Source organism: Paenibacillus sp. P4_A7 (genome assembly GCF_056402455.1).
The window spans coordinates 1-22,406 of the sequence record NZ_JBFUHJ010000064.1; the positions used below are offsets into that span (position 1 = coordinate 1).

Consider the following 22,406-nt stretch of genomic DNA (forward strand, 5'->3'; position numbering starts at 1 on the left):
GTATTGTGGTCGGGATTATGATTATTCCAATGGTCTGCTCCCTTAGCGAAGATGCCATGTCAGCGGTGCCGCGCAGTTTAAGAGACGGTGCTTATGCACTAGGTGCTACTCGCTTTGAGGTTGCTTTGAAAATCGTTGTACCAGCTGCTTTCTCAGGAATCGTAGCTTCAGCAGTGCTTGCGTTCTCTCGTGCGATAGGTGAAACGATGATCGTAACCGTAGCAGCAGGATCGACACCAAACATGACCTTTAATCCGCTTGAGAGTATCCAGACGATGACCGCTTACATCGTTCAAGTTAGTCTGGGAGATACACCGCATGGTACGGTTGAATATGGCTCCATATTCGCAGTAGGAATGACGTTGTTCCTTATTACGTTCCTGCTCAATATTCTTGCCCAATACGTGGCAAGACGATTCAGAGAGGAGTATTAGAATGGATATTTTTCAAGACGCGGACCGCAAGCAAATTGCAGGAAGACGCAGAACAGATTGGATGCTGCACATTTTATTCGTCATTGCGACTTCTATAGGGGTTATCGCTTTATGTGTGCTTATTATTGATATTTTGATCGATGGCATTTCAAGGCTGCAGCCGGACTTGTTCATGAATTTCCCTTCTAGAAAAGCAGATGACGCGGGAATGAAATCAGCAATTGTCGGTACGATCTATATGCTGCTTATTATGGCGCCGCTATCCTTTATTTTCGGAGTAGGTTCTGCCATTTATTTAGAGGAATACGCGAAAAAGGGACGTTTGACTCGTCTCATCCAGTTGAACATTAGTACGCTGGCGGGTGTTCCATCTATCGTATACGGTATTTTAGGATTAGCTTTATTCGTTCGATTGTTTGCACTGGATCGCAGTTTAATCGCAGGTGCTCTTACAATGACCTTGCTTGTACTGCCCATCATTATCGTCTCTGCTCAAGAAGCCATCCGAGCGGTTCCAAAATCTCGTCGTGATGCCTCCTTTGCTTTAGGCGCTACGAAATGGCAGACCGTTGCAAGATCGGTCATGCCATCAGCTATTCCTGGGATTCTGACTGGCGTTATTCTAGCGATGTCGCGTGCTATTGGCGAAACGGCTCCGCTAGTAATGATAGGTGCATTGACGTATGTGGCATTTCTTCCGAATGGTCTGGGAGATTCGTTCACCGTTATACCTATTCAAGTGTATAACTGGCTTTCGAAGCCTCAGCTCGAGTTCAAGGAGCTTGCCGCTAGCGGTATCATTGTGTTGTTAGCCTTGTTGCTGCTTATGAACTTCTCAGCGATTCTGCTGCGCAACAAATACCAGAAAAACGTTTAAGAAGCAAGCGTAAACGGCTGTCGCCGTCCTTGGTGGCAAAGAAAAGTTTCGCGGTGAATTATAAGCATGTTATAAATGTGAAACTTATAAATTCTTATAATTTGATTATACCTTTAGGAGGAGACCGAAATGGAAGCACTTATTACTATCAATAAACTGAACTTGTTTTACGGCGCATTTCACGCTTTGAAGGATGTTTCGCTAACGATTCCAGAGAAGGCAATTACGGCTTTCATCGGTCCGTCAGGCTGCGGCAAATCAACACTGCTTCGTACGCTTAATCGAATGAATGATATGATACCCGGAACGCGTATTGAAGGCGGCATTGCTATCGGCGGTACTGAAATTTATTCGAATGAAGTTGATGTGGAGACGCTTCGCAAAAAAGTAGGCATGGTGTTCCAACAGCCGAATCCTTTCCCTAAATCGATTTATGATAATGTTGCTTATGGACCTAGATTGCACGGTATTACCTCCAAAAAGGAGCTCGATGAGATTGTTGAGACGAGCTTGAAGTCAGCAGTATTGTGGGACGAAGTGAAGGATCATCTGAAGCGTTCTGCCTTCGGTCTCTCTGGCGGACAACAGCAGCGTTTATGCATCGCGCGGGCTCTTGCTGTCAATCCGAATATTTTGCTTATGGATGAGGCTACTTCCGCGCTAGATCCGATCTCAACTTTGAAGATCGAAGAGCTGGTTCAGGAGTTAAAAGACAAATATACAATCGTTATGGTCACTCACAACATGCATCAAGCTGCTCGTGTATCGAATCAAACCGTGTTTTTCTTGAATGGCGAAGTCATTGAATATTCAGACACTGAAAAGCTGTTTTCTAACCCGGTTGATCAACGTACGGAAGATTACATTAGTGGTCGCTTCGGCTAACTAATTGCATGATTAAAAGTAGCATGGATGGATAACTTTAAGGGGGAGATCACTGTGATGACAACGCGTAAAGAATTTGATCAAGGACTGGAGCAGCTTCATAATCTGATCATTGATATGGGTACATTTGTAGAGAAAGCGCTAGTTGAGTCGATGCAAGCTTTGGTTACCGTAGATACTGATCGCGCGAACCTGGTTATAAAGAATGATCCAACCCTTAATCAAATGGAAGAGAAAATAACAACTGTCGGTTCAAAGCTTATCGCAACGCAGCAGCCGGTTGCAAAGGATTTGCGTCGTATTTTATCTGCTTTTAAAATTGCTAGTGATTTGGAGCGCATGGGGGATCTATCCGTTGATATTGCAAAGGTTGTATTGCGTTTAGAAGGCCAGACACTGATTAAACCGCTGATTGATCTGCCGCGTATGGCAGAAATTGTTCAGCTCATGACTTATGAATCCATTCAATCTTTTATTCAAGAAAATGTAGATTTGGCTTACAAAATGGCGAAGGACGATGATCAAGTTGACGCCTTGTATGGTCAAATTACTCGTGAGCTATACTCGCTAATGATGGAAAACCCAAGAAACATTACACAATCATCTCTACTTAGCTTTGTAGGTCGTTACTTGGAAAGATATGGCGATCATGCTACGAATATTGGTGAGAGTGTCGTATATTTGGTGACAGGCAGCCGTCCTGATTTGAATGTATAAAATGACTTCTAACCCTGTCAATGACCGTTGGAGCAAACCTGCTTTGGCGGTTTTTTTGTCGAATTTTACCTTTAGTTAATGGTTTAATGGTTCATAATTCACAAACGGCTGTTACAGTAGAACTAGAGAAGTTGAATTAGACGATTGCTGATCGAGGGGATCGAGATGGACGAGGTTGGGGTAGGCCTATTCAACCGTGAGATGGTCCGCACCATTAAGGGACTGTGGCATGATGGCGGCATAGGGGTTGTTTATGTCAGTTCTAAGCTGGCAAATGCTGATTTACAAATAGTGATACAGCAGTGGAAGCGTGATGAACCGAACTTGTTTTGGCAACAGCAGCTGGAATATGAATATTTCTTTTTATTTCATAATCAGCAGAGTGATGAACCTATTGCAAGGTTTATAAGTGCTGCTTCAGAGAGATTGAAGGATCGTTTGCAGCATGTCATCAAGGAACACAAGGAACAGAGCAATATGAAAGATAAAGCTTGTGAGACTAATGTTGGCACTGCCGTAGCATCACTCTCCGTAACGGGCCGTTCATCCGAAACAGTCATCTATAGGATGCTACTAGAGGCGGTGGAACAAAGCGCATATCAAGAAGTAAACGTTAGCAACTGTCAGTCATCCAAGGAAACCAATGATTTATTGAAAGCGGATAAGATGGAGTCGAGAGATAGTCCTAATAGGAAGCAACCGAGTTATAAAAGGAGTTTACAGGCCAATACCATCACAATTGGGATGCTGGCGGTACCCTTTCCTATCTTCCCTCCAAATGCTCGCGTGTCAGAGGTAGCATTTCTCTTTGATACGAATGCGAAAGCGCAGGGCGCGGTAATTGTGGACCAAGGACGTCCGATTGGTATTTTAATGAAAGAAAAGCTGCATCAGATGCTGGCTGGTCAATTCGGACTTCCGCTATATTGGAACAAGCCGGTTGAAAGGATAATGAATAAGCATCCGCTTATTGTAGATGAACTATTTCCAGTAGAACAGGTTTCTCAGCTCGCGATGGCAAGGGATTTCTCGCAACTATATGACGTTGTCCTTATTACGAAGGATGGTCAAATGGCAGGTGCCGCTTCCATTCGTTCGATACTCGAGAGCATTACCGCGCTGCGAACAGAAGCAGCAAGAGGAGCAAATCCACTAACTGGTCTACCAGGCAATGAGGAAATTCAACATGAGCTGCAGCGTAGAATTGCGCTGGGGAACCCTTTTGCAGTCATTTATGCGGATCTGGATTATTTCAAATGGTATAACGATTATTTTGGATTCGGATTAGGTGATGAGCTTATTCGCTATTTGGCGGAGCTGCTTAGGAAGGAACTCGATCAGCTCCAGTGTGAGAATGATTTTATTGGGCATGTCGGAGGCGATGATTTTATTACCGTTATGAGTGTGAACCGTGCGGAGAAGTATTGCCAGACTTTAATTGAGCGATTCGACAACGAAATAAAAGCTTTCTACGGGGGAGTAGAGGTGACTGCGATTGAGGATAGGCATGGGAATATTATTGAACAGGATGGCGTCTCACTATCTTTATCTCTCATGATCTGGGATGGTGAGGTTCCTCTGACACCTGAATATATATCCATGCATGCAGCGAAGCTAAAGAAGCTGGCAAAGGCTCGAAAGGGCAGTGCTTATGTGATCGATCAAATTTCAGGATCGCATTTTGGAGAGGAACGAAGGCGGACGTGAGACAACTACGAGCGTTAGAGCAGCAAGGCGGCAAGGAAAACGGAGTTTCAAGACATTTGGGCATCATTTATTTGTCATGGAGTGTTCCGCTTGAGTCTCATAAAAGACAGGAAGCTTCTCTCCAGAAACAATGGCGCGTTTTCGTAGATCATGAAGTAACGACTATGTTTCATAGTTCCATTTTATTTGAGGATCTGCGGTGGATGAATGACGATTTGTTTATTCTTATGAAGCTTCCAAGCGGAACTCAGGAGCTTCTGGAGGGTTGGCTGCTTGAGCTTGTCTATAAGCATGCGGAAACATGGGGACAACGATTTATAGACAACTTGAATAGGGATGACAGATCTCGCTGGAAAGGAATGCTGCATTCCGGTGTTTCTGTAGTTGCCGAGGATACCTCTCTAACTAATGAAGATTTCTGGTATGAAGCGATGAAAAGAGCAATCCTGCACGGGCAATCAGCAGGAGCAATGAAGCATAGCATGAAGAGGCGAGCTATAGATAAACTTCTAGAGAACAGGATGATTAAACCTGTTTATCAGCCCATCATTGCACTGCAGCATTCAGGAGAGGTATTCGGCTATGAAGCCCTTTCGCGGACAGAGGATCAGACTTGGTTTTCAGGGCCGATGGAGTTGTTTCTATTTGCAGAGAAGGAAGGATTAGCTTATGCCCTTGATCGTTTGGCTAGGGAGAAGGCGATTGCTGGCTGCAAGACTCTCGGAAAAGAGCAAAAGCTGTTCATAAATGTGATGGCTCAGATTATGGAGGATCCAAGCTTCTCACCTGGCCAAACGCTCGGTCTACTGGAGCAGCATCATTTATCACCACATAATATCGTATTTGAAATAACAGAACGCAGTGAGATTGCGGATTTTGCCTCCGTGAAGAAGGCCTTGGAGCATTACCGCAGTCAAGGGTATCAAATAGCGATTGACGATGTAGGTGCCGGCTATTCTTCCTTGCAGTCTATTGTAGAGCTGCGTCCGGATTATTTGAAAGTGGATCGTTCTATTATTCAGAACATACATATGGATGAGATGAAGGAACATATTTTACATACCTTAATTCAGCTAGCTTCCAAAATGGGCATTTCGGTCATAGCAGAGGGGATAGAACAGGAAGAGGAGCTTGCACTCGTTCGTAAGATGGGTGTCCAATATGCGCAAGGTTATTTACTCGGCAAACCCGCAGCGTTTTGATTATGAAACAGTATAGCAAGGAAGATGGGCTTTCCTAAGGCAGACAGTGCTTGGGGAAGTCCATTTTGTGGTATAATAGAAGGGATTGAAGTTACATAAATGAGGTGTTGAAACCATATGGAAAAATGGATGCTAATAGACGGGAACAGTATCGCTTATAGGGCCTTCTTCGCGATGCCGCCGCTTACAAATTCTGCAGGTTTACATACGAATGCAATATTTGGATTTACAACGATGCTTCTTAAGCTGCTTGAGGAAGAAAAGCCGACCCATGTGCTTGTAGCGTTTGATGCGGGAAAAGTAACGTTCCGTCATGAGGGATACAGTGAGTATAAGGGTGGACGGGCCAAAACACCACCTGAGCTTTCTGAGCAATTTCCTGTATTGAAAGAGCTTCTGCAAGCATTCAGCATTGCACAGTTCGAATTATCCGGCTATGAGGCGGATGATATCATCGGTACGCTTACGCGCATTGCAGATGAGAAGGGCGTACCAGCAGTAGTTGTAACAGGTGATAAGGACATGCTGCAGCTAGCCTCAGAGCAGGTCACGATTGTAATGACGCGGAAGGGTGTAACCGAAATAGATGTGTATACCCCTGCCGCTATTCAAGAAAAATATGGTCTTGTGCCCCTGCAAATCATTGATCTAAAAGGGCTTATGGGTGATACGTCCGATAACATACCTGGTGTGCCAGGTGTGGGTGAGAAGACGGCGCTTAAGCTGCTGCATGAGCATGGATCAGTTGAGCAGGTGCTGGACAATCTGGATCAACTAAAAGGTAAATTAAAGGAAAATATCGAGAATCACAAGGACGACGCCATCATGAGCAAGAAGCTGGCGACGATTTTCCGCGAGGTGCCTCTTGAGCAAGGAACGGAAGCTATCCGTTATGACGGCTATGATTCTGCCAAGCTTGGCGAAGCCTTTCGCAGGCTTGAATTCAAATCGCTTATCGAGCGTCTGCAATTGGGCGTTGATGTAGGTTCAGCGGAGGAAGCCGCTCAGCAATCCGCAGCGGATTTAACAATTACTATTATTGCATCAGAGAACGATGCAGAAGCGTTGGAGAAGCTGCTGCAAACGCTGGAGCAGACTGATAAGAACGGTTTATATGTAGAAGCCATTGGCGAAAATCCGCATCATGCAGAACTGATTGGTTTAGCAATCGCGACTGAGGAAGCGGTATATGTCGTTTCCATTTCCGTATTGGAGCAGCCATTTATGGCGAAGCTCCGTGAATGGATGGCTCAAGCGGACAAGCCCAAATATGGCTTTGATCTGCATAAAGTGGAGCTTGCGCTAGCATGGGGCGGTATTATGCTGAATGGATCGGCATTCGATGTTCAGCTTGCTGCCTACTTGCTGGACCCGACAGAAGCAAGCCAGACGCTGAGCAGCATTAATCAGAAGCATGATTTGCCAGGATTGCCTGCTGATGAAGCCGTTTATGGCAAAGGTGCTAAATTCAAGCTGCCGGAGGCAGAGACGCTTTATCGTCATTTGGCACTAAAAGCAGAGGCGGTTAGACGTCTTGTTCCGCTATTGACGGAGGAATTGAATGAGACTGGAATGAGTAAGCTTTATTTTGATCTAGAGCAGCCGTTGTCTCGTATTCTTGCAGGAATGGAACGTCAGGGCATCAAGGTGGAGCGGGAAGAGCTGAAGGCGCTTGGCAGTGAACTAGAACGCCAGCTAACTACACTCGTAACGAATATTTACAAGCATGCAGGTACGGAGTTCAATATTGGCTCTCCGAAGCAGCTTGGTGAAATTTTGTTCGATAAGCTCGGATTGCCTGCTAAGAAGAAAACAAAAACAGGCTATTCTACCGATGCCGAGGTGTTGGAAGAGCTGGCTCCTTATAGTRAGATTATTCCGCTGATACTTAATTACCGACAGCTTGCTAAGCTGCAATCGACCTATGTCGAGGGTTTGCTGAAGGAGGTTCGCAGTGAGACTGGCAAGGTGCATACGTACTACCGTCAGACCATTGCCGCAACTGGAAGATTAAGCAGTCAGTTCCCTAATCTACAGAACATTCCGATACGACTTGAGGAAGGCCGGAAGATTCGTAAGGCGTTTGTTCCTTCGGAGAAGGGATGGTCCATACTGGCTGCGGATTATTCGCAGATTGAGCTGCGTGTGCTCGCGCATATATCCGGTGACGAGAATTTGAAGGAAGCGTTCATTAACGATATGGATATCCATACGAAGACAGCCATGGACGTGTTTGGAGTATCGGCGGAGCAGGTTGATTCCAACATGCGCCGACAAGCCAAAGCCGTAAACTTCGGAATTGTCTACGGAATAAGTGATTTTGGTCTATCGCAAAATCTAGGCATAACTCGTAAGGAAGCGTCACATTTTATCGAGCAGTATTTTGAAGTGTTCAAAGGTGTGCGCAAATTTATGGACGATGTCGTGGTTGAAGCTCGCAAGGATGGATATGTAACGACATTGCTTGGTCGTAGACGTTATTTGCCGGATATTAAAGCGTCGAACTTTAACATTCGTTCGTTTGCGGAACGTACTGCGATGAATACGCCGATTCAAGGGACGGCTGCAGATATTATCAAGCTGGCGATGGTGCATATGGATCATGCACTTCGTGAACGCAAGCTGAGAAGCCGTATGCTTCTGCAAGTTCATGATGAGCTCGTGTTTGAGGTTCCGGAGGATGAGCTTGAGCTGATGAAGTCGCTGTTGCCGGATGTCATGTCCGCCGCGTTGAAGCTTGATGTGCCTCTTAAGGCGGATGTCAGTTACGGTGCGAATTGGTATGAGGCAAAGTAACCCTAAGCAGTCAGTTTCGGTTATAATGGTAGTTGAGGTGAAGAGAAATGCCTGAATTGCCTGAGGTAGAAACAGTCAAAAGAACATTAATTGAATTAGTAGCTGGTAAACGGATTAAATCAGTAACCGTTGGATTACCGCGTATTATACAGCGTCCTGCAGAACCAGAACAGTTCGCAGATGCACTTATCGGACAAAAGATTGAAACGGTCGAGCGTCGCGGTAAGTTTCTAAGAATTATTTTAGATGATCTCGTTATCGTATCCCATTTACGAATGGAAGGCAGATATGGCGTGTTCCAATCGGACGAGCCAATTGAACGCCATACACATGTACTGTTTCATTTTGAAGATGGTACGGATTTACGCTATAAGGATGTACGTCAATTCGGTACGATGCATTTGTTTCTGAAGGGTGAAGAGCTTGTGCTTCCACCGCTTAATAAGCTGGGAATTGAGCCTTTGGAACCTGGTTTCACAATGGAAGTTTTAAGAACGAAGTTAGCACATCGGTCCACGCGTATTAAGTCTTTGCTGCTCAATCAAGAGCATATCGTTGGACTGGGAAATATTTACGTAGACGAAGCTTTGTTTCAGGCCCGAATCCATCCGGAGCGGACACCTGACACGTTAAGACCGGTTGAGTGGAAGAGATTGTACGAATCCATTTGTTCGACACTTGGTCGAGCTGTAGAAGCAGGCGGTTCGTCTATTAAGTCTTATGTGAACGGGCAAGGCGAAATGGGAATGTTCCAGCATCAACTGCTCGTATACGGTAAGAAGGACGAGCCTTGTCCTTCCTGCTCTAAACCGATCGAGAAGTTTACGGTGGCAGGCAGAGGGACGCATATTTGCAGTAAATGCCAACCAATAACAAGCTCTAAATAGCTCGAAAATGAGGATCCTATAATTAGCAATCCGGTGGCGCTATGCACCGTCATTAACTCCCCGCATATGATATCCGTATTATGAGCAATAGGCGGATGTCTAGTGTAATCACCGCGAAACGAGCTTACGCCGGCAAGGGTCGGCACCAGCTGTTTACGCTGGGGATGCACGAGGCTGTCGCTCTGCGGGGAGGGACTTGCGATTGTTCGCGCATGCAGCGTCACTGTTAGTTTTAGCTTTTGCCGTTAGCTTGGATGGTTTTGGCGTTGGAGTAACGTATGGTCTGAGGCGTATTCGTATTCCGTTTTTATCCGTGTTCATTATTGCTTGCTGCTCGGGCTTCATTATTTGGTTGTCGATGCAGGTTGGCGGTTTATTGACTGGATTTCTGTCTGAGTTTGCGGCCAGACTGATTGGTGCTTGCATTCTTATTGTTATTGGCTGTTGGGCATTATTTCAGCTAAAACGCGGGCGCCAAAATGATGAGGCCATTGATCGTACGGAAGCCAATACGAGTCATAGTGAAGCAGCTTCAGTTACACAAAGTCAGGAGATACCGCCCATTGACGAGATTGCCAATACAGCACTGGTCGTCATGGTGGAGCTCAAGCGTCTAGGTCTTGTCATTCAAATATTGCGGACGCCACAATCGGCTGACGTGGACAAATCGGGAACGATCTCCGCATCGGAAGCAGTCATGCTAGGAGTTGCACTATCCATTGATGCATTTGGCGCAGGTCTTGGTGCGGCAATGATCGGTTTGCCTTCCTTGATAACTGCGTTAACGATAACTGCAGCGAGCGCTATTTTTCTAGTTGGAGGAATCCGTTTCGGGTTCAGATTCTCATCTTGGAAGGGTATGCAAGCATTATCTTTTTTGCCAGGCATATTATTGATTATGATGGGAATCATGAAGTTGTTATAAGTAGAGGTGAATGGGATGATAATCGGATTAACCGGCGGTATAGCAAGCGGTAAAAGCACAATCGCAAAAATGCTTGTTGAACGCGGTGCGCTGCTGGTGGATGCCGATCAAGTCGCGAGGGAGGTCGTGCTTCCCGGAGAGTCGGCGCTAGAGGCTATCGCCTCTCTGTTCGGACAAGCTGTATTGCTGCCTGATGGATCGCTTAACCGTAAAGCGCTTGGCGAAATTGTTTTTCAAGATAAAGCGTCCTTAGCGCAATTGGAAGCCATCACTCACCCAGCAATACGAGCTAGTATGCAGCATCGCATTCATACCTATGAGGAGAAGTATCCGGAACGTCTTATCGTTGCAGATGTGCCCCTCCTGTATGAAACGAAGCAGCAGCATTTATATAAGGGTGTCATGGTTGTTTATGTGCCCGAGGAAATCCAGATTGCACGACTCATGGAGCGAAGCTCGTTTACTAAGTCAGAGGCTGAAAGGCGCGTTTCACTACAAATGAATATAGAACAAAAGCGTGAGCTCGCAAATTGGGTCATTGATAACAGCGGTACACTGGAGGAGACAAGTCGTCAAATTGATCAATTTTGGAAAGATCAGGGTTTAACATGAGACTACTACTTAAGAAAAGAGTACTTCTGGTATTGTTGATCGGACTAATAACGATTTTGTTTCTGAAATCGGACTGGCTCGCAACGATGATGTACCCGATTTACTATAAGGATGATATACGTGCAAGCGCATCGAATTATGGTGTTGAGCCTCATTTGGTCGCTGCCATTATACGTAGTGAAACGAATTATAAGACGGGTAAGGATTCAAAGAAGGGTGCACTTGGGTTAATGCAAATTATGCCTAACACGGCTACATGGGTCGTTCAAAAGGCAGGTTTCAAGGAAGTAACGGAGGATGTACTTAGGCATCGTGCTGATGTCAGTATCGAGGTTGGATCTTGGTATTTAAAATCATTGCATCAGCAATTTGATCAGAATTCTATCGCTGCTATAGCCGCATATAATGCAGGGCCAGGCAATGTTCGTAAATGGCTTGACACTGGTGTCTGGGATGGACAGCTAAAAACAGTAGATCAAATTCCGTTCGGAGAGACAAGACACTATGTACAGAGAGTCATTTATTATTATAATAAGTACAAAGGTATTTATCCTAGCTTTTAATACGAGCTTCTCATACATGAAAATAAGTTGAAGCCTTGGCGGCCCATCTCTTCTTGGACGGGCCCAGCCAAAGCTACAGATATTCATACAACTTTTAATAAATCATTAACGTGCTCCGCCGGCAAGTGATTGCTCAGCGATTTGTACTAGACGACGGGTGATAGATCCCCCGATGGAGCCTGCGTCTTTTGTAGCCATGTTACCGAAGTAGCCGTCTTGCGGCATCGAGATTCCTAGCTCTTGAGCCACTTCATATTTCATTTGGTCAAGTGCTGCTGTCGCTTGTGGAACAACCAATTGGTTACTGCTGCGTGATGCGCTCATGTATATTCACCTCCTTGCGGTTGGTAAATGTATTATGTGCGAAAATCAAAAGTTCATTACAGGAATTGTTTGGAAAAAAGTTTAGGTTAAGAAAAATCTTTGAAAATTAGATGTTTTGAATGAGAAAGGAGGCAATGGATCAGCATGAAATGCCCAATCTGTGACTATGCCGGAACCAAAGTATTAGACTCCAGACCGGCCAACGAAAACAAATCAATCCGCCGCCGACGTGAATGTGAGAAGTGCAGCCGCCGTTTCACGACTTTCGAAATGATTGAGGAGACACCGCTAATCGTCATCAAAAAAGATGGCAGCCGTGAAGAATTCAGTCGCGACAAAATTTTGCGAGGTCTTATTCGCGCCTGTGAGAAGCGTCCAGTACCTGCTGAGCGTCTTGAAGTAATCGTCTCTGAGGTTGAGAAAGAGCTTCGCACAACAGCTCTTGCAGAGGTAGATAGCAGCGAAATCGGCGGGATTGTAATGAATGAGCTCTATCCTGTTGATGAGGTAGCGTATGTTCGCTTCGCATCCGTATATCGCCAATTCAAAGATATCGAAATGTTTATGAAGGAGCTCAACAGTCTGCTCTCTAAGGATCCCTTGAGCAGTCCAACAGATAAAGATTGACAGTTTTGGCGATCTTGTGATAATATCAGTTTTATCGTCATTTGGGGCCTTAGCTCAGCTGGGAGAGCGCTTGCATGGCATGCAAGAGGTCAGGGGTTCGATCCCCCTAGGCTCCACCAAATAAACAATTCAAACCACGTCCTCTGGACGTGGTTTTCTGTTTATTTGGTGGATTGCCCAGGGGGCGAACCCTGGGGTTCAGTCCGCGCGGACGGAATGGAAGATTTAGCTTCGTAGGAATACATCTAATGGAGGAGCACGGCGTCTGAATCTACCGCTAAAAGTTCTCGTCGAGTACGCTTCGCCAGCCATTAGATCAAAGATTCGGACATCCCAAAATGGATTAGCGAGTTAGTACGAGCTATATCCCCTAGGCTCCACCAAACAATAAATTCAACCCACTTCATTCGAAGTGGTTTTTTTTGTTTGGGTGGTAGACGCTGCACTTAGAGCTCTATCGTAGGAACACGATATCAAGATTTTTGTGGTGTATTATAACACTGCTTATTTGAAAAATTAAGGATATTAAAATCTCACTTGACTCTCCCCTTAACAGGATAGTTATACTTGGTAAAGACGAGGAGAGAATTGAAAATATTCATGAAAGGGAAGTGTAACGATGTTTAAAATCAGTGAGTTTTCGAAGATTAGTCAAGTGTCTGTCAAAACACTTCGTTACTACGACCAATTGAACTTGCTCACACCAGCTCACACTGACAAATTTACAGGATATCGTTATTATACGGCTGACCAAATGTTTCAACTCAATCGTATTTTGGCATATAAAGAATTGGGTTTCTCTTTGGAACAAATTCGTCAAATGATGTGCGAGCAAGTCCCGATTGAACAAATTAGGGGGATGTTTCGGATCAAACAAAAYGAAATTCAGTCCACCCTAGATAAGGAACAGGATAGACTCACTCGAATCAAAGAACGTCTGTGTTACCTCGAGAATGAGGGGGAAAACCAAACGTCACACGATGTCATTTTAAAGGAAGTTGAGCCTAAGTTTGTGATTTCTTACCGCTGTAGAACTTCGTATAGGGAGATACCTGAGTTATTTAAACTACTGGACGATCATTTAGGGAAATTAGGTATGTCTTCATCATCTCAAATTGTGCTTTGGCACGGCTGTGAAGAAAGTGAGGACGAGATAGATATCGAAGTGGCACGTCCGCTAACTCACGAAATCCCGAGCAGCCCTCCCTTCATGGTAACACGATTGCCTAAAGTTACGACGATGGCTACGCTTGTCCATGTTTGTCGGACGAGGAGCTCATGTATGGCGAGCACAGAATTAGCATTTTGGATTGAACGAAACGGTTTCCGCATAAAGGGGAATGAGCCCCGTCGAGAAATTTGTCTTCCTCATGAAAAATTAGGCGATCCGGAAACTTACATTGCTGAAGTCCAGATTGCTGTCGAAAGAGTTTGAAGAAGATTACATGGAAAGGAGATTCATCTTTGAGTAAACATCAAAAGATTCTGACCTTAAATTTATTTTTATTGACCTTCGTCTTAGGAACAAGTGAATTTGTCATTGTCGGACTGTTGGCTGAAGTGTCAACCGACTTGAATATTTCTATTTCAACAGCCGGGGCTCTAGTATCAGCATTTGCCATATCTTTTGCAATATGTACACCCATATTAACGGCTATATTCAGTCGGTTCTCCAAGTACCCGCTTATGCTCTCTTTGATTGGGGTATTTATAATAGGTAATATCATAACCGCTATATCCGGTTCGTACGCGCTGCTCCTTATTTCCAGAATAATAACTGCTATTGTGACCGGAGTTTTGATCGCACTTGCAATGGCGGTTGCCAGCGAAACAGTGTCCGCCGAGAAGAGGGGTATGGCGATTTCAATCGTCTTTATGGGCTTTACAATCGCTAGTGTAGTCGGAGTCCCTCTTGGTACCTATATCGGACAATGGGGTGGTTGGCAATTGGCCTTTTGGTTTACTGCTCTGTTAGGAATTATTTCTCTGATCGCAAGCGCGGCGACAATTCCCAAAGGACTAAAAGGGCTTCAAAGTTCATTAAAAAAACAACTCGAATTATTAACCAATTCGCGTATTATAATAGCATTCTCTATTCCTGCGTTAAGTATTGGAGCGACATATACCGTATATACGTATTTAACTCCTCTGATGCAAGAAGTACTTTTTGTCCCTAACCAGTATATTAGTCTTGTATTTTTACTTTACGGAGTTGTATCCGTGTTCAGTACTTTAATTGGTGGGAGATTGGCAAATCGCAACGGGATTAGAAAGCTCAGGTATGTGTTTCTTATTCAAGCGGTCATTCTCGCATCGCTTTATGTTTCCTTCAACTCGATTGCTACGGGGTTGATTAGCATATCATTCATTGCTCTTATCGTTTATATAATGAACTCTACTATGCAGCTGTATTTCATTGATTTGGCTGATAAATATTTTCCGACTGCGAAGGATTTGGCTTCATCATTGACTCCTGTATCCATAAACGTCGGAATAGCATTTGGATCAGCTCTTGGAGGAGTTGTTACGACGCACAAGGAATTGATTGATGTGTCTTGGTTCGGGGGGATTATTGCGATTGCTGCCTCATTGCTGACATTTATCAGCTACAGATTAGACCGTAATCAGTCTATAAATGTTTAAGGTTGTCCTCACAACTAATAGATCTATTAATGTGGCAATATGAGAGAGGAAGGATTATGGGTTCGATCCCGCTAGTGTCCACCACATATTACATTCAGGCACGCTCATTTTGAGTGTGTTTTTTGTATGGTGGTTTATTAGAGGCGAAGAGGACAGGAGATTGTTTAAATACCCTTCATACGAGCAAAATTAGTATTAGATTGAGCGAATAACGGAACCTATGTATTCGCTTAATGTAATATGTGGATGATTTCAGTGAATAGCGGATATTGTCCTTCAAATGTGAGTGTCACAGCTTCAATAATTTTTTTCATTATAATCGAAGTTTGTAAGTACGAGCACGTTGTTGGCCGCTGGCAATAACGAGTAGTTGCATCTTTACCATCTGACTTAATAAACGTCTAACATGTCTGTCACTCACCCGAAGGTGTTTTACAAGTTCTAAAGGTGTTATAGGACGAAAAGTCAACGAGTAAACCAAACAGTTTCGGCTTCGTAGGAATATATCTAATGGAGGAGCACGGCGTCTGAATCTACCGCTAAAAGTCCTCGTCGAGTACACTTCGTCAGCCATTAGATCAGAATTCGGTATCCCAAGATGGGTAGACGAGCATGTGCGAGTTTTATCCCCCTAGGCTCCGTAACTTAAAAAGCCTTTAAACACAAGAACTTGGTATTATCCCCTTTAAGTAGATACTCAGAAAGAACCTTATGGTACCATAAGGGAACCCTGTCACTAAACCTATAGGGGGTTTGTATATACCCCCTACAGGTTCGCCCGCGCGGACGGAGTGGAAGAAATGATTCCTTGTATCGCTTCGAACGGAGGAGCAGGGGTCTTAAGATCGTAGAAGGAAGTACTTTCATACCTCTACGTGGGGTATTCGAAGAGCTCAGTTCTGAAGTTGGTCGGATCAGGTGCCGGACGCCAAGTCGACTACCGCAAGAACTTACGGTTAGATCTAACACTATAAATAAAGTCCTGTGACGTAGACAGAAGTGATCGTTCTAGCGATCTCCTCGACAGAACTATGTTGTTCGTCCCGGACAATTTCCCATAGGTACATTTCGTTCGTAAAAAACCAACCTCTTGCCACAATCTCATGATTAACTTCGGATCTAGCTAACCCGTTTTGTTGTGCGTAGGCAACGTCTATTGAAATCCGCTGAATAAATTTTTCCCGTATGGCTTTCCATTTATCCGAAACTAAAGAAGAAACCCCAATTGCCTGTTCGAAGACTTGCATCATATCCCGTTCAGCTTCAGCCATTTTTAAAAAAGCATTCGCTTGTTTGCGAATGATTTCCTCAGCTTCTTGATTCGATTTTGGCAGGAAGGAGATCTCGGCAATTTCAAAAAATCGCTCCATGACACCCTCCATCAATACGATTAAAAGATCTTCTTTTCCTCCAAAATGTACATATGCCGTTCCGTATCCGATACTCGCTTTGTTAATCATTTGCGAGATCGTTGCTTTTTGAAAACCTTCTTGAAGAAAAACTTCCCTTGCGGCTTCTAATAATTTTTTTCGTGTTTTCAGCGATCGTAAATGTCTTTTATCCTCTATATTATGATTATTCATTCCTATTCCCCCACTACTCATTATCTCTAGAATATATGAATTATTATGAAAAGGAAAGGGATATCACTAGGTGGGTGTGCATGTTAAAAATTGGATGAAGAATATTATTGACACAATGTCATATTTAAATAGATAATGTTATTGACACAATGTCATATTCATTGAAGAAAGCGCTTTATTATCATCTGTAAAGGGGAGAATCATGATGCTTTTGAAAAACTTTGATGTAACTTTACGATATGCGAAAGAATTGGATAAGGAAGATTTTCTTGCGCATTTTCGAGAAGAGTTTTATTTAAAGCCAGGATCTATTTATATGGATGGGAACTCGTTGGGTCTTCTTTCGAAAAGAGCGGAAAGGACTCTCTTGGAATCTTTAGAGGATTGGAAGGAACATGGAATCGATGGCTGGACGCAGGGGAAACATCCATGGTTCTTTATGGCGGAGGAACTAGGAGAGAAACTTGCTCCGTTAGTAGGAGGTTCAGCTGAAGAAGTCATTGTGACCGGTTCTACGACAGTAAATCTGCATCAGCTTGTTTCTACGTTTTATCAGCCAGAAGGAAAACGCACAAAAATTTTAGCAGATGAACTAACATTTCCATCCGATATTTATGCTCTTCAGAGCCAGATACGGATTCATGGATATGATCCCGATACACAACTTATTCGCGTGAAAAGCCGAGATGGCCGCTTTTTAGAAGAAGATGACATTATCGAAGCAATGGACGATACAGTCGCTTTAATCCTCTTGCCCACCGTACTTTATCGTAGTGGTCAAATATTGGATATCAAACGATTAACCGATGAAGCACATCGTAGAGGTATTGTAATTGGCTTTGACGCTTGCCACTCAGTAGGTTCGATTCCGCATTCCTTCAGYGAATGGGATGTAGATTTTTCCTTTTGGTGTAATTATAAACATTTGAATGGCGGACCTGGCGGTGTTGGAGGCTTATTTGTGAATCGTAAGCATTTTGGAAGGATGCCTGGACTCGCCGGATGGTTTAGTTCTGCTAAAGAGAAACAATTCGACATGGAGCATACATTAACTCCAGCTCTTTCCGCAGGAGCCTTCCAAATAGGAACTCCTCATTTGCTTAGCGTTGCCCCTTTGATTGGGTCTTTGGAAATATTTACAGAAGCAGGTATTGGGAATATTCGCGAAAAGTCACTTAAAATCAATCGATATTTAATGAATTTAATTGACAGTGAATTAGCGGATATGGGATTCGTCATTGGAACGCCAAGAGAGGATGTACGACGCGGCGGGCATGTGAGCCTTGAACATATTGAAGCAGMGCGAATTTGTAAATCATTGAAGGAAAACGGGATCATTCCGGATTTTCGAGCACCTAACATCATTCGTCTTGCACCTGTTGCCCTTTATTCTTCCTTCGAGGAAGTTTGGGAAGTGGTTCAAATTCTTAAAAAGATCATGGTAGAAAAACAGTATGAGAAATTTAAAAATGAACGTGAAGTTGTTGCATAATGTAAAACGCTAATATGGCCGGACAAAGCCTAAAGGGGATGAAATAGATGGAGAATAAACATAGMGGTGAGGGTTTAAAACGGGAGTTAACTACTGGTCAGCTCTCGATGATCGCAATGGGGATGGCAATTGGGACGGGATTATTCCTTGGAAGCGGACTTGCCATTCGTACTGCCGGACCTGGTGTATTGCTCAGCTATACAATAGGTGCTTTTATCGTTTTATTATTAATGGGATGTTTGGCAGAAATGACGGTTGCCCATCCAACTTCAGGAGCTTTTGGAACGATTGCCGATAAATATCTTCATCCCATGGTAGGCTTTCTTGTCCGGTACTCTTATTGGATTGCCCAGGTTCTTGCCATTGGGGTTGAAATAAGTGCAATCGCGCTCTATATGAAATACTGGTTTCCAGGAGTCCCTGGTGTCATTTGGATCATCGTATTTACAGCAGTTCTTATATATGTAAACGCTACCAGCGTGAATGCATTTGCAACATTCGAATATTGGTTTTCCATGATCAAAGTTAGTGCGATTGTTGCGTTTATTCTTCTAGGAGCGTACGTTCTTTTTGGAACTTCAGGTTATGAAAATGTGGGTGCTAATAACCTGGTAGATCATGGAGGTTTCCTGCCATTCGGTTTTAAAGGGATGTGGATTGCCGTCTTTATATCTCTTTTTAGCTTTTTAGGCACAGAATTGATTGCGGTTACTGCAGGTGAAGCAAAAGAGCCGGATGTAGCCGTACCGAAAGCATTGAAAGCAACTGTTTTCCGATTGACTATTTTCTATGTGCTTACTTTGGCGATCATGTTGATGATTGTTCCATGGCAATCTGCAGGAATTGAAGAAAGTCCATTTGTAAAAGTAATGGAAATCTTAAACATACCTGGCGCCTCTGGAATAATGAACTTTATCGTTTTAACAGCCGCTTTATCTTCCATGAACGGACAGTTGTATGCTTCCTCACGAACGATGTTTTCTTTATCAAAAGAAAAGCTTGCGCCAGCTGTACTTGGCAAGCTTAATAAGAAAGGTGTTCCAACGACTGCACTAACAGTTTCCACAATGGGAATTATTCTTGCTGCGGTTGTAAGTGAGCTGCTTCCGGGATCATCCTATGCATTTATGATGGGGATTTCTATGTTCGGTTCACTTTTTACCTGGTTGATTATTTTCATCTCTCATTTATCTTTCCGTAAGAAATGGGATAAAATGGGCGGGCGAAAATTACCAGTAAGAATGATTGGCTTTCCTTATTTGACGATATTGGGGGGACTTCTCCTACTAAGTTTAATGATCACAGCATGGTTTACTGATTTCAAAATTATGCTCCAATTCGGTATCCCTTGGCTGCTGTTTTTATCCATCGTTTATTTTATTATGAAAAAAAAGCGTCCAAAGTGAGATTTATTCAAAAAGCAGACTGGAAAAATTAGAGCTTAATAACGAAGGAGAGATCTTCTCATGATAATTGGTATTCCTAAGGAAATTAAAAATAACGAAAACCGTGTCGCGTTAACTCCAGCTGGAGTCGTTTCATTCGTAAATGCTGGGCATAAAGTGTTAGTTGAGAAAAACGCTGGTATAGGCAGTGGTTTTACGAATGAGGATTACTCTGATACCGGTGCGGAAATTGTTGAAAATGTGGAAAATTTATGGGGAAAATCAGATATGATTATGAAAGTGAAAGAGCCACTTCCAAGTGAGTATAGCTATTTCCGTAAAGGCTTGATCTTATTCACTTATTTGCATTTGGCCGCTGAACCGGCTTTAGCCCAGGCACTTAAAGAAAAAGGAGTTCTTGCCATTGCCTATGAAACCGTTTCGGTGAATCGCACTTTACCATTGCTTACGCCGATGAGTGAGGTTGCTGGCCGGATGGCTACACAAATTGGTGCCCAATTTCTACAAAAATCAAACGGAGGCAAAGGAATTCTCCTTGCAGGCGTTCCTGGTGTGAACCGTGGGAAAGTGACCATTATTGGCGGCGGTATCGTAGGTACGAACGCAGCAAAAATGGCAATTGGAATAGGCGCTGATGTAACGATTATCGACTTAAGCGCAGACCGTTTACGTCAATTGGATGATATTTTCGGAAATCAAATTACAACACTAATGTCCAACACATTCAATATCGCACAGGCAGTAGCTGAAGCTGATCTTTTAGTTGGTGCGGTATTGATTCCTGGAGCAAAAGCTCCAAAACTGGTAACGGAAGAAATGGTGAAGGCAATGAAGCCTGGTTCTGTTGTCATTGATGTTGCCATCGACCAAGGTGGAATCGTTGAAACGATCGATCAAATTACAACACACGACAATCCAACCTATGTCAAGCATGGCGTCGTTCATTACGCTGTAGCCAACATGCCTGGTGCGGTTCCGCGGACCTCTACCATCGCTTTAACGAACGTTACTCTTCCATATGCATTGCAGATGGCAAACAAAGGTGTATATAGAGCAATCGCTGAGAACGAAGCATTAAAACTTGGAGTAAACGTAGCAAATGGTGAAATTACTTTTGAAGCAGTTGCCAAAGATCTTGGTTACGACTATGTAAAGTTAGAAAATGCTTTAGAAAAAAGGATGCTTTAGAAAAAGATGCTTTAGAAAAAAAGGTTTTACTTGAGGGGACCTTCAATTAACTTAATGAAGTTATTTTAGCGTTGAATAATACCCAAACTATGCTCCGCCCGTCATGGTTGCTGCCGTTCTTGCCAAATCATAATCTTTCGTAGGAAAATCATATCTCGTCAGAAAAGCCACAATGGTGGCTTTTTTGGCGATGCATAATCTTAATTCGGGAGGCACAGCTAGGAAGTATAAAGCTAGTTTCAAACGACGCGAGAGAAGAAGAATATTCCATTTCTTTAGATTTGAAGTAACTTGTTATATAAATTAGGGTAGTGTAATACCCCTAGGTTCAGTCCGCGCGGACGGAATGAAGTGAATAAGCATCGAAGGAAATACTTCTAATGTAGGAGCACGGCGTCTGAATCTACCGCTAAAAGTCCCCGTCGAGTAAGCTTCGTCAGCAATTGGATCAAGATTCGGACATCCCATGATAGATATGCGAGTATTGCGAGCAGTATCCCCCTAGGCTTCACCAAATAAGACATTCAACGCAACCTGAAAAGGGTTTCGCTTAATACGATTCGAAGATTGTTTGATTGCTCATCTAGAAAAAATATGAAAATGACTTGACTTTGGAGTAAGCTCAAATGTTATTTTAAATTCATGGAAAAATTATATTCTATACAAGAGGTTTCACGGATGCTTAGGATATCGAAGGATACGCTTCGGTACTATGACCRGATTGGAATCGTATCGCCGTCTCGAGAAGACAATCAGTATCGCAGGTATTCGAAGGACGACCTCATCGATTTGATGAATATTCAAATCATGCAGTATGCGGACTTTTCTCTTGACGAAATCAGAGGGAAGTTTAGTTTCCACAGGATGGAAAATATCGATCCCGCTAATTGCGAAGAGGTTGCTTCGTTCCTCGATGCCAAGAATGCAGAAACGCGTAAGAAGATTGCCCATCTAGAAAAGGTCAGTCAATTGCTCAACGTAGCAGCCGAAACGCTAAGGGACTTAAATCATGAAAGCGATCAACGGTTGGCAGAGATTGTTCGTGAGATTTACCAGGGTATCCGAAATAATGAACCGGGAATTTCCGAGGAGGGATGTTATGACCATCAAGGTTAGGAATTTTTATTATTTGATTGCAGGTATTCTTGCGATACTGTTTGCCGTCACGCACGCATGGAACGGGCAATCTGCTGTATTGTCAACGCTCGACATTAGCGGGATATCGATGGATACTCGGACGGTATTCACGTATGTCTGGCACATCATCACGGTGGAAAATCTGGTCTTCGGTATCGCATTCATTTTTCTGTCATTCCAAAGTGAGCGATCGAAAGTCTGGTTTACCGCGTGGATGATCGTGTCGATTCTGATCGTCCGACTTATGGTCATTCTTAGCGTAACGGCAGTTCATGATGTTTCGGCACTTAAGGATACGTTAATCGATTCTATTGCCATCGTAATCTATGTGGCCATCATCATACTGGGCACAAGAATGAAGAAAAAACAGTTAGGAGGTCAGCCACCGCAGTCCAGTAGGG

General features: G+C 43.6%; 21 protein-coding genes and 1 tRNA gene. 20 read left to right on the forward strand and 2 right to left on the reverse strand.

Translation table 11 applies throughout. The features are described from left to right. The 11 genes from AC1DWN_RS11570 to AC1DWN_RS11620 all read left to right on the forward strand — a co-directional run. The coding region (locus AC1DWN_RS11570) for a PstC family ABC transporter permease (protein ID WP_477559052.1) at positions 1–434 on the forward strand (434 nt) is incomplete at its 5' end. Position 435: 1 nt separating this feature from the next. Further along, on the forward strand, positions 436–1,311 hold the full coding sequence (pstA, locus tag AC1DWN_RS11575; RefSeq protein WP_477559053.1) for a phosphate ABC transporter permease PstA: 876 nt from the start codon (positions 436–438) through the stop codon (positions 1,309–1,311). A 129-nt stretch (positions 1,312–1,440) separates the two neighbouring features. Continuing rightward, entirely contained in the window at positions 1,441–2,196 is a 756-nt protein-coding gene (gene pstB / locus AC1DWN_RS11580) for a phosphate ABC transporter ATP-binding protein PstB (protein ID WP_477559054.1), read from the forward strand. A gap of 57 nt (positions 2,197–2,253) precedes the next feature. Beyond that, positions 2,254–2,913, forward strand: a complete 660-nt coding sequence (phoU, locus tag AC1DWN_RS11585) for a phosphate signaling complex protein PhoU (RefSeq protein ID WP_477559055.1) — start codon at positions 2,254–2,256, stop codon at positions 2,911–2,913. 165 nt (positions 2,914–3,078) lie between these two features. Beyond that, the gene (locus AC1DWN_RS11590; protein ID WP_477559056.1) at positions 3,079–4,620 is read left to right on the forward strand and encodes a GGDEF domain-containing protein; all 1,542 of its coding nucleotides are present in this window, start codon (positions 3,079–3,081) and stop codon (positions 4,618–4,620) included. Next, the gene (locus tag AC1DWN_RS11595; protein ID WP_477559057.1) at positions 4,617–5,822 is read left to right on the forward strand and encodes an EAL domain-containing protein; all 1,206 of its coding nucleotides are present in this window, start codon (positions 4,617–4,619) and stop codon (positions 5,820–5,822) included. The genes AC1DWN_RS11590 and AC1DWN_RS11595 overlap by 4 nt, the downstream gene beginning before the upstream one ends. A 117-nt stretch (positions 5,823–5,939) precedes the next feature. Then, a complete protein-coding gene (polA, locus tag AC1DWN_RS11600) occupies positions 5,940–8,618 on the forward strand; it encodes a DNA polymerase I (RefSeq protein ID WP_477559058.1) in 2,679 nt (892 codons plus the stop codon). Between the two features lie 47 nt (positions 8,619–8,665). Beyond that, positions 8,666–9,505, forward strand: coding sequence for a DNA-formamidopyrimidine glycosylase (gene mutM / locus AC1DWN_RS11605; protein WP_477559059.1), 840 nt, complete (start codon positions 8,666–8,668; stop codon positions 9,503–9,505). A gap of 202 nt (positions 9,506–9,707) precedes the next feature. Further along, entirely contained in the window at positions 9,708–10,430 is a 723-nt protein-coding gene (locus AC1DWN_RS11610) for an MntP/YtaF family protein (protein ID WP_477559060.1), read from the forward strand. Positions 10,431–10,445: 15 nt separating this feature from the next. Further along, complete coding sequence (coaE, locus tag AC1DWN_RS11615) at positions 10,446–11,042, forward strand: dephospho-CoA kinase (protein ID WP_477559061.1); 597 nt, start codon at positions 10,446–10,448, stop codon at positions 11,040–11,042. Further along, the gene (locus AC1DWN_RS11620) at positions 11,039–11,605 is read left to right on the forward strand and encodes a lytic transglycosylase domain-containing protein (protein WP_477559062.1); all 567 of its coding nucleotides are present in this window, start codon (positions 11,039–11,041) and stop codon (positions 11,603–11,605) included. The genes coaE and AC1DWN_RS11620 overlap by 4 nt, the downstream gene beginning before the upstream one ends. Before the next feature lie 105 nt (positions 11,606–11,710). On the opposite strand, the gene AC1DWN_RS11625 is transcribed toward AC1DWN_RS11620, so the two are convergent. Continuing rightward, complete coding sequence (locus tag AC1DWN_RS11625) at positions 11,711–11,929, reverse strand: small, acid-soluble spore protein, alpha/beta type (RefSeq protein ID WP_475809217.1); 219 nt, start codon at positions 11,927–11,929, stop codon at positions 11,711–11,713. A 144-nt stretch (positions 11,930–12,073) separates the two neighbouring features. Between AC1DWN_RS11625 and nrdR the strand changes: the two genes are divergently transcribed. The 4 genes from nrdR (at position 12,074) to AC1DWN_RS11645 (ending at position 15,199) form a co-directional block, all read left to right on the forward strand. Beyond that, positions 12,074–12,556, forward strand: a complete 483-nt coding sequence (gene nrdR, locus AC1DWN_RS11630; RefSeq protein ID WP_477559063.1) for a transcriptional regulator NrdR — start codon at positions 12,074–12,076, stop codon at positions 12,554–12,556. A 43-nt stretch (positions 12,557–12,599) separates the two neighbouring features. Continuing rightward, positions 12,600–12,675, forward strand: a tRNA-Ala gene (locus AC1DWN_RS11635). 500 nt (positions 12,676–13,175) lie between these two features. Continuing rightward, complete coding sequence (locus AC1DWN_RS11640; RefSeq protein WP_477559064.1) at positions 13,176–13,991, forward strand: MerR family transcriptional regulator; 816 nt, start codon at positions 13,176–13,178, stop codon at positions 13,989–13,991. A gap of 29 nt (positions 13,992–14,020) precedes the next feature. Continuing rightward, on the forward strand, positions 14,021–15,199 hold the full coding sequence (locus AC1DWN_RS11645) for an MFS transporter (RefSeq protein WP_477559065.1): 1,179 nt from the start codon (positions 14,021–14,023) through the stop codon (positions 15,197–15,199). A gap of 968 nt (positions 15,200–16,167) precedes the next feature. Here the strand turns inward: AC1DWN_RS11645 and AC1DWN_RS11650 are convergent. Continuing rightward, entirely contained in the window at positions 16,168–16,782 is a 615-nt protein-coding gene (locus AC1DWN_RS11650) for a TetR/AcrR family transcriptional regulator (protein WP_477559066.1), read from the reverse strand. Positions 16,783–16,987: 205 nt separating this feature from the next. Between AC1DWN_RS11650 and kynU the strand changes: the two genes are divergently transcribed. The 5 genes from kynU to AC1DWN_RS11675 form a co-directional block, all read left to right on the forward strand. Next, complete coding sequence (kynU, locus tag AC1DWN_RS11655; RefSeq protein WP_477559071.1) at positions 16,988–18,274, forward strand: kynureninase; 1,287 nt, start codon at positions 16,988–16,990, stop codon at positions 18,272–18,274. A 47-nt stretch (positions 18,275–18,321) separates the two neighbouring features. Next, positions 18,322–19,680 (forward strand): amino acid permease, encoded by a 1,359-nt coding sequence (locus AC1DWN_RS11660; RefSeq protein ID WP_477559067.1) that lies wholly within the window; start codon positions 18,322–18,324, stop codon positions 19,678–19,680. A 60-nt stretch (positions 19,681–19,740) separates the two neighbouring features. Then, positions 19,741–20,868, forward strand: coding sequence for an alanine dehydrogenase (ald, locus tag AC1DWN_RS11665; protein WP_477559068.1), 1,128 nt, complete (start codon positions 19,741–19,743; stop codon positions 20,866–20,868). A 642-nt stretch (positions 20,869–21,510) separates the two neighbouring features. Then, entirely contained in the window at positions 21,511–21,984 is a 474-nt protein-coding gene (locus tag AC1DWN_RS11670; protein WP_477559069.1) for a MerR family transcriptional regulator, read from the forward strand. Beyond that, positions 21,968–22,406, forward strand: a 439-nt coding sequence (locus AC1DWN_RS11675) for a hypothetical protein (protein WP_477559070.1), incomplete at its 3' end; no start/stop codon positions are given. The genes AC1DWN_RS11670 and AC1DWN_RS11675, both read left to right, overlap by 17 nt.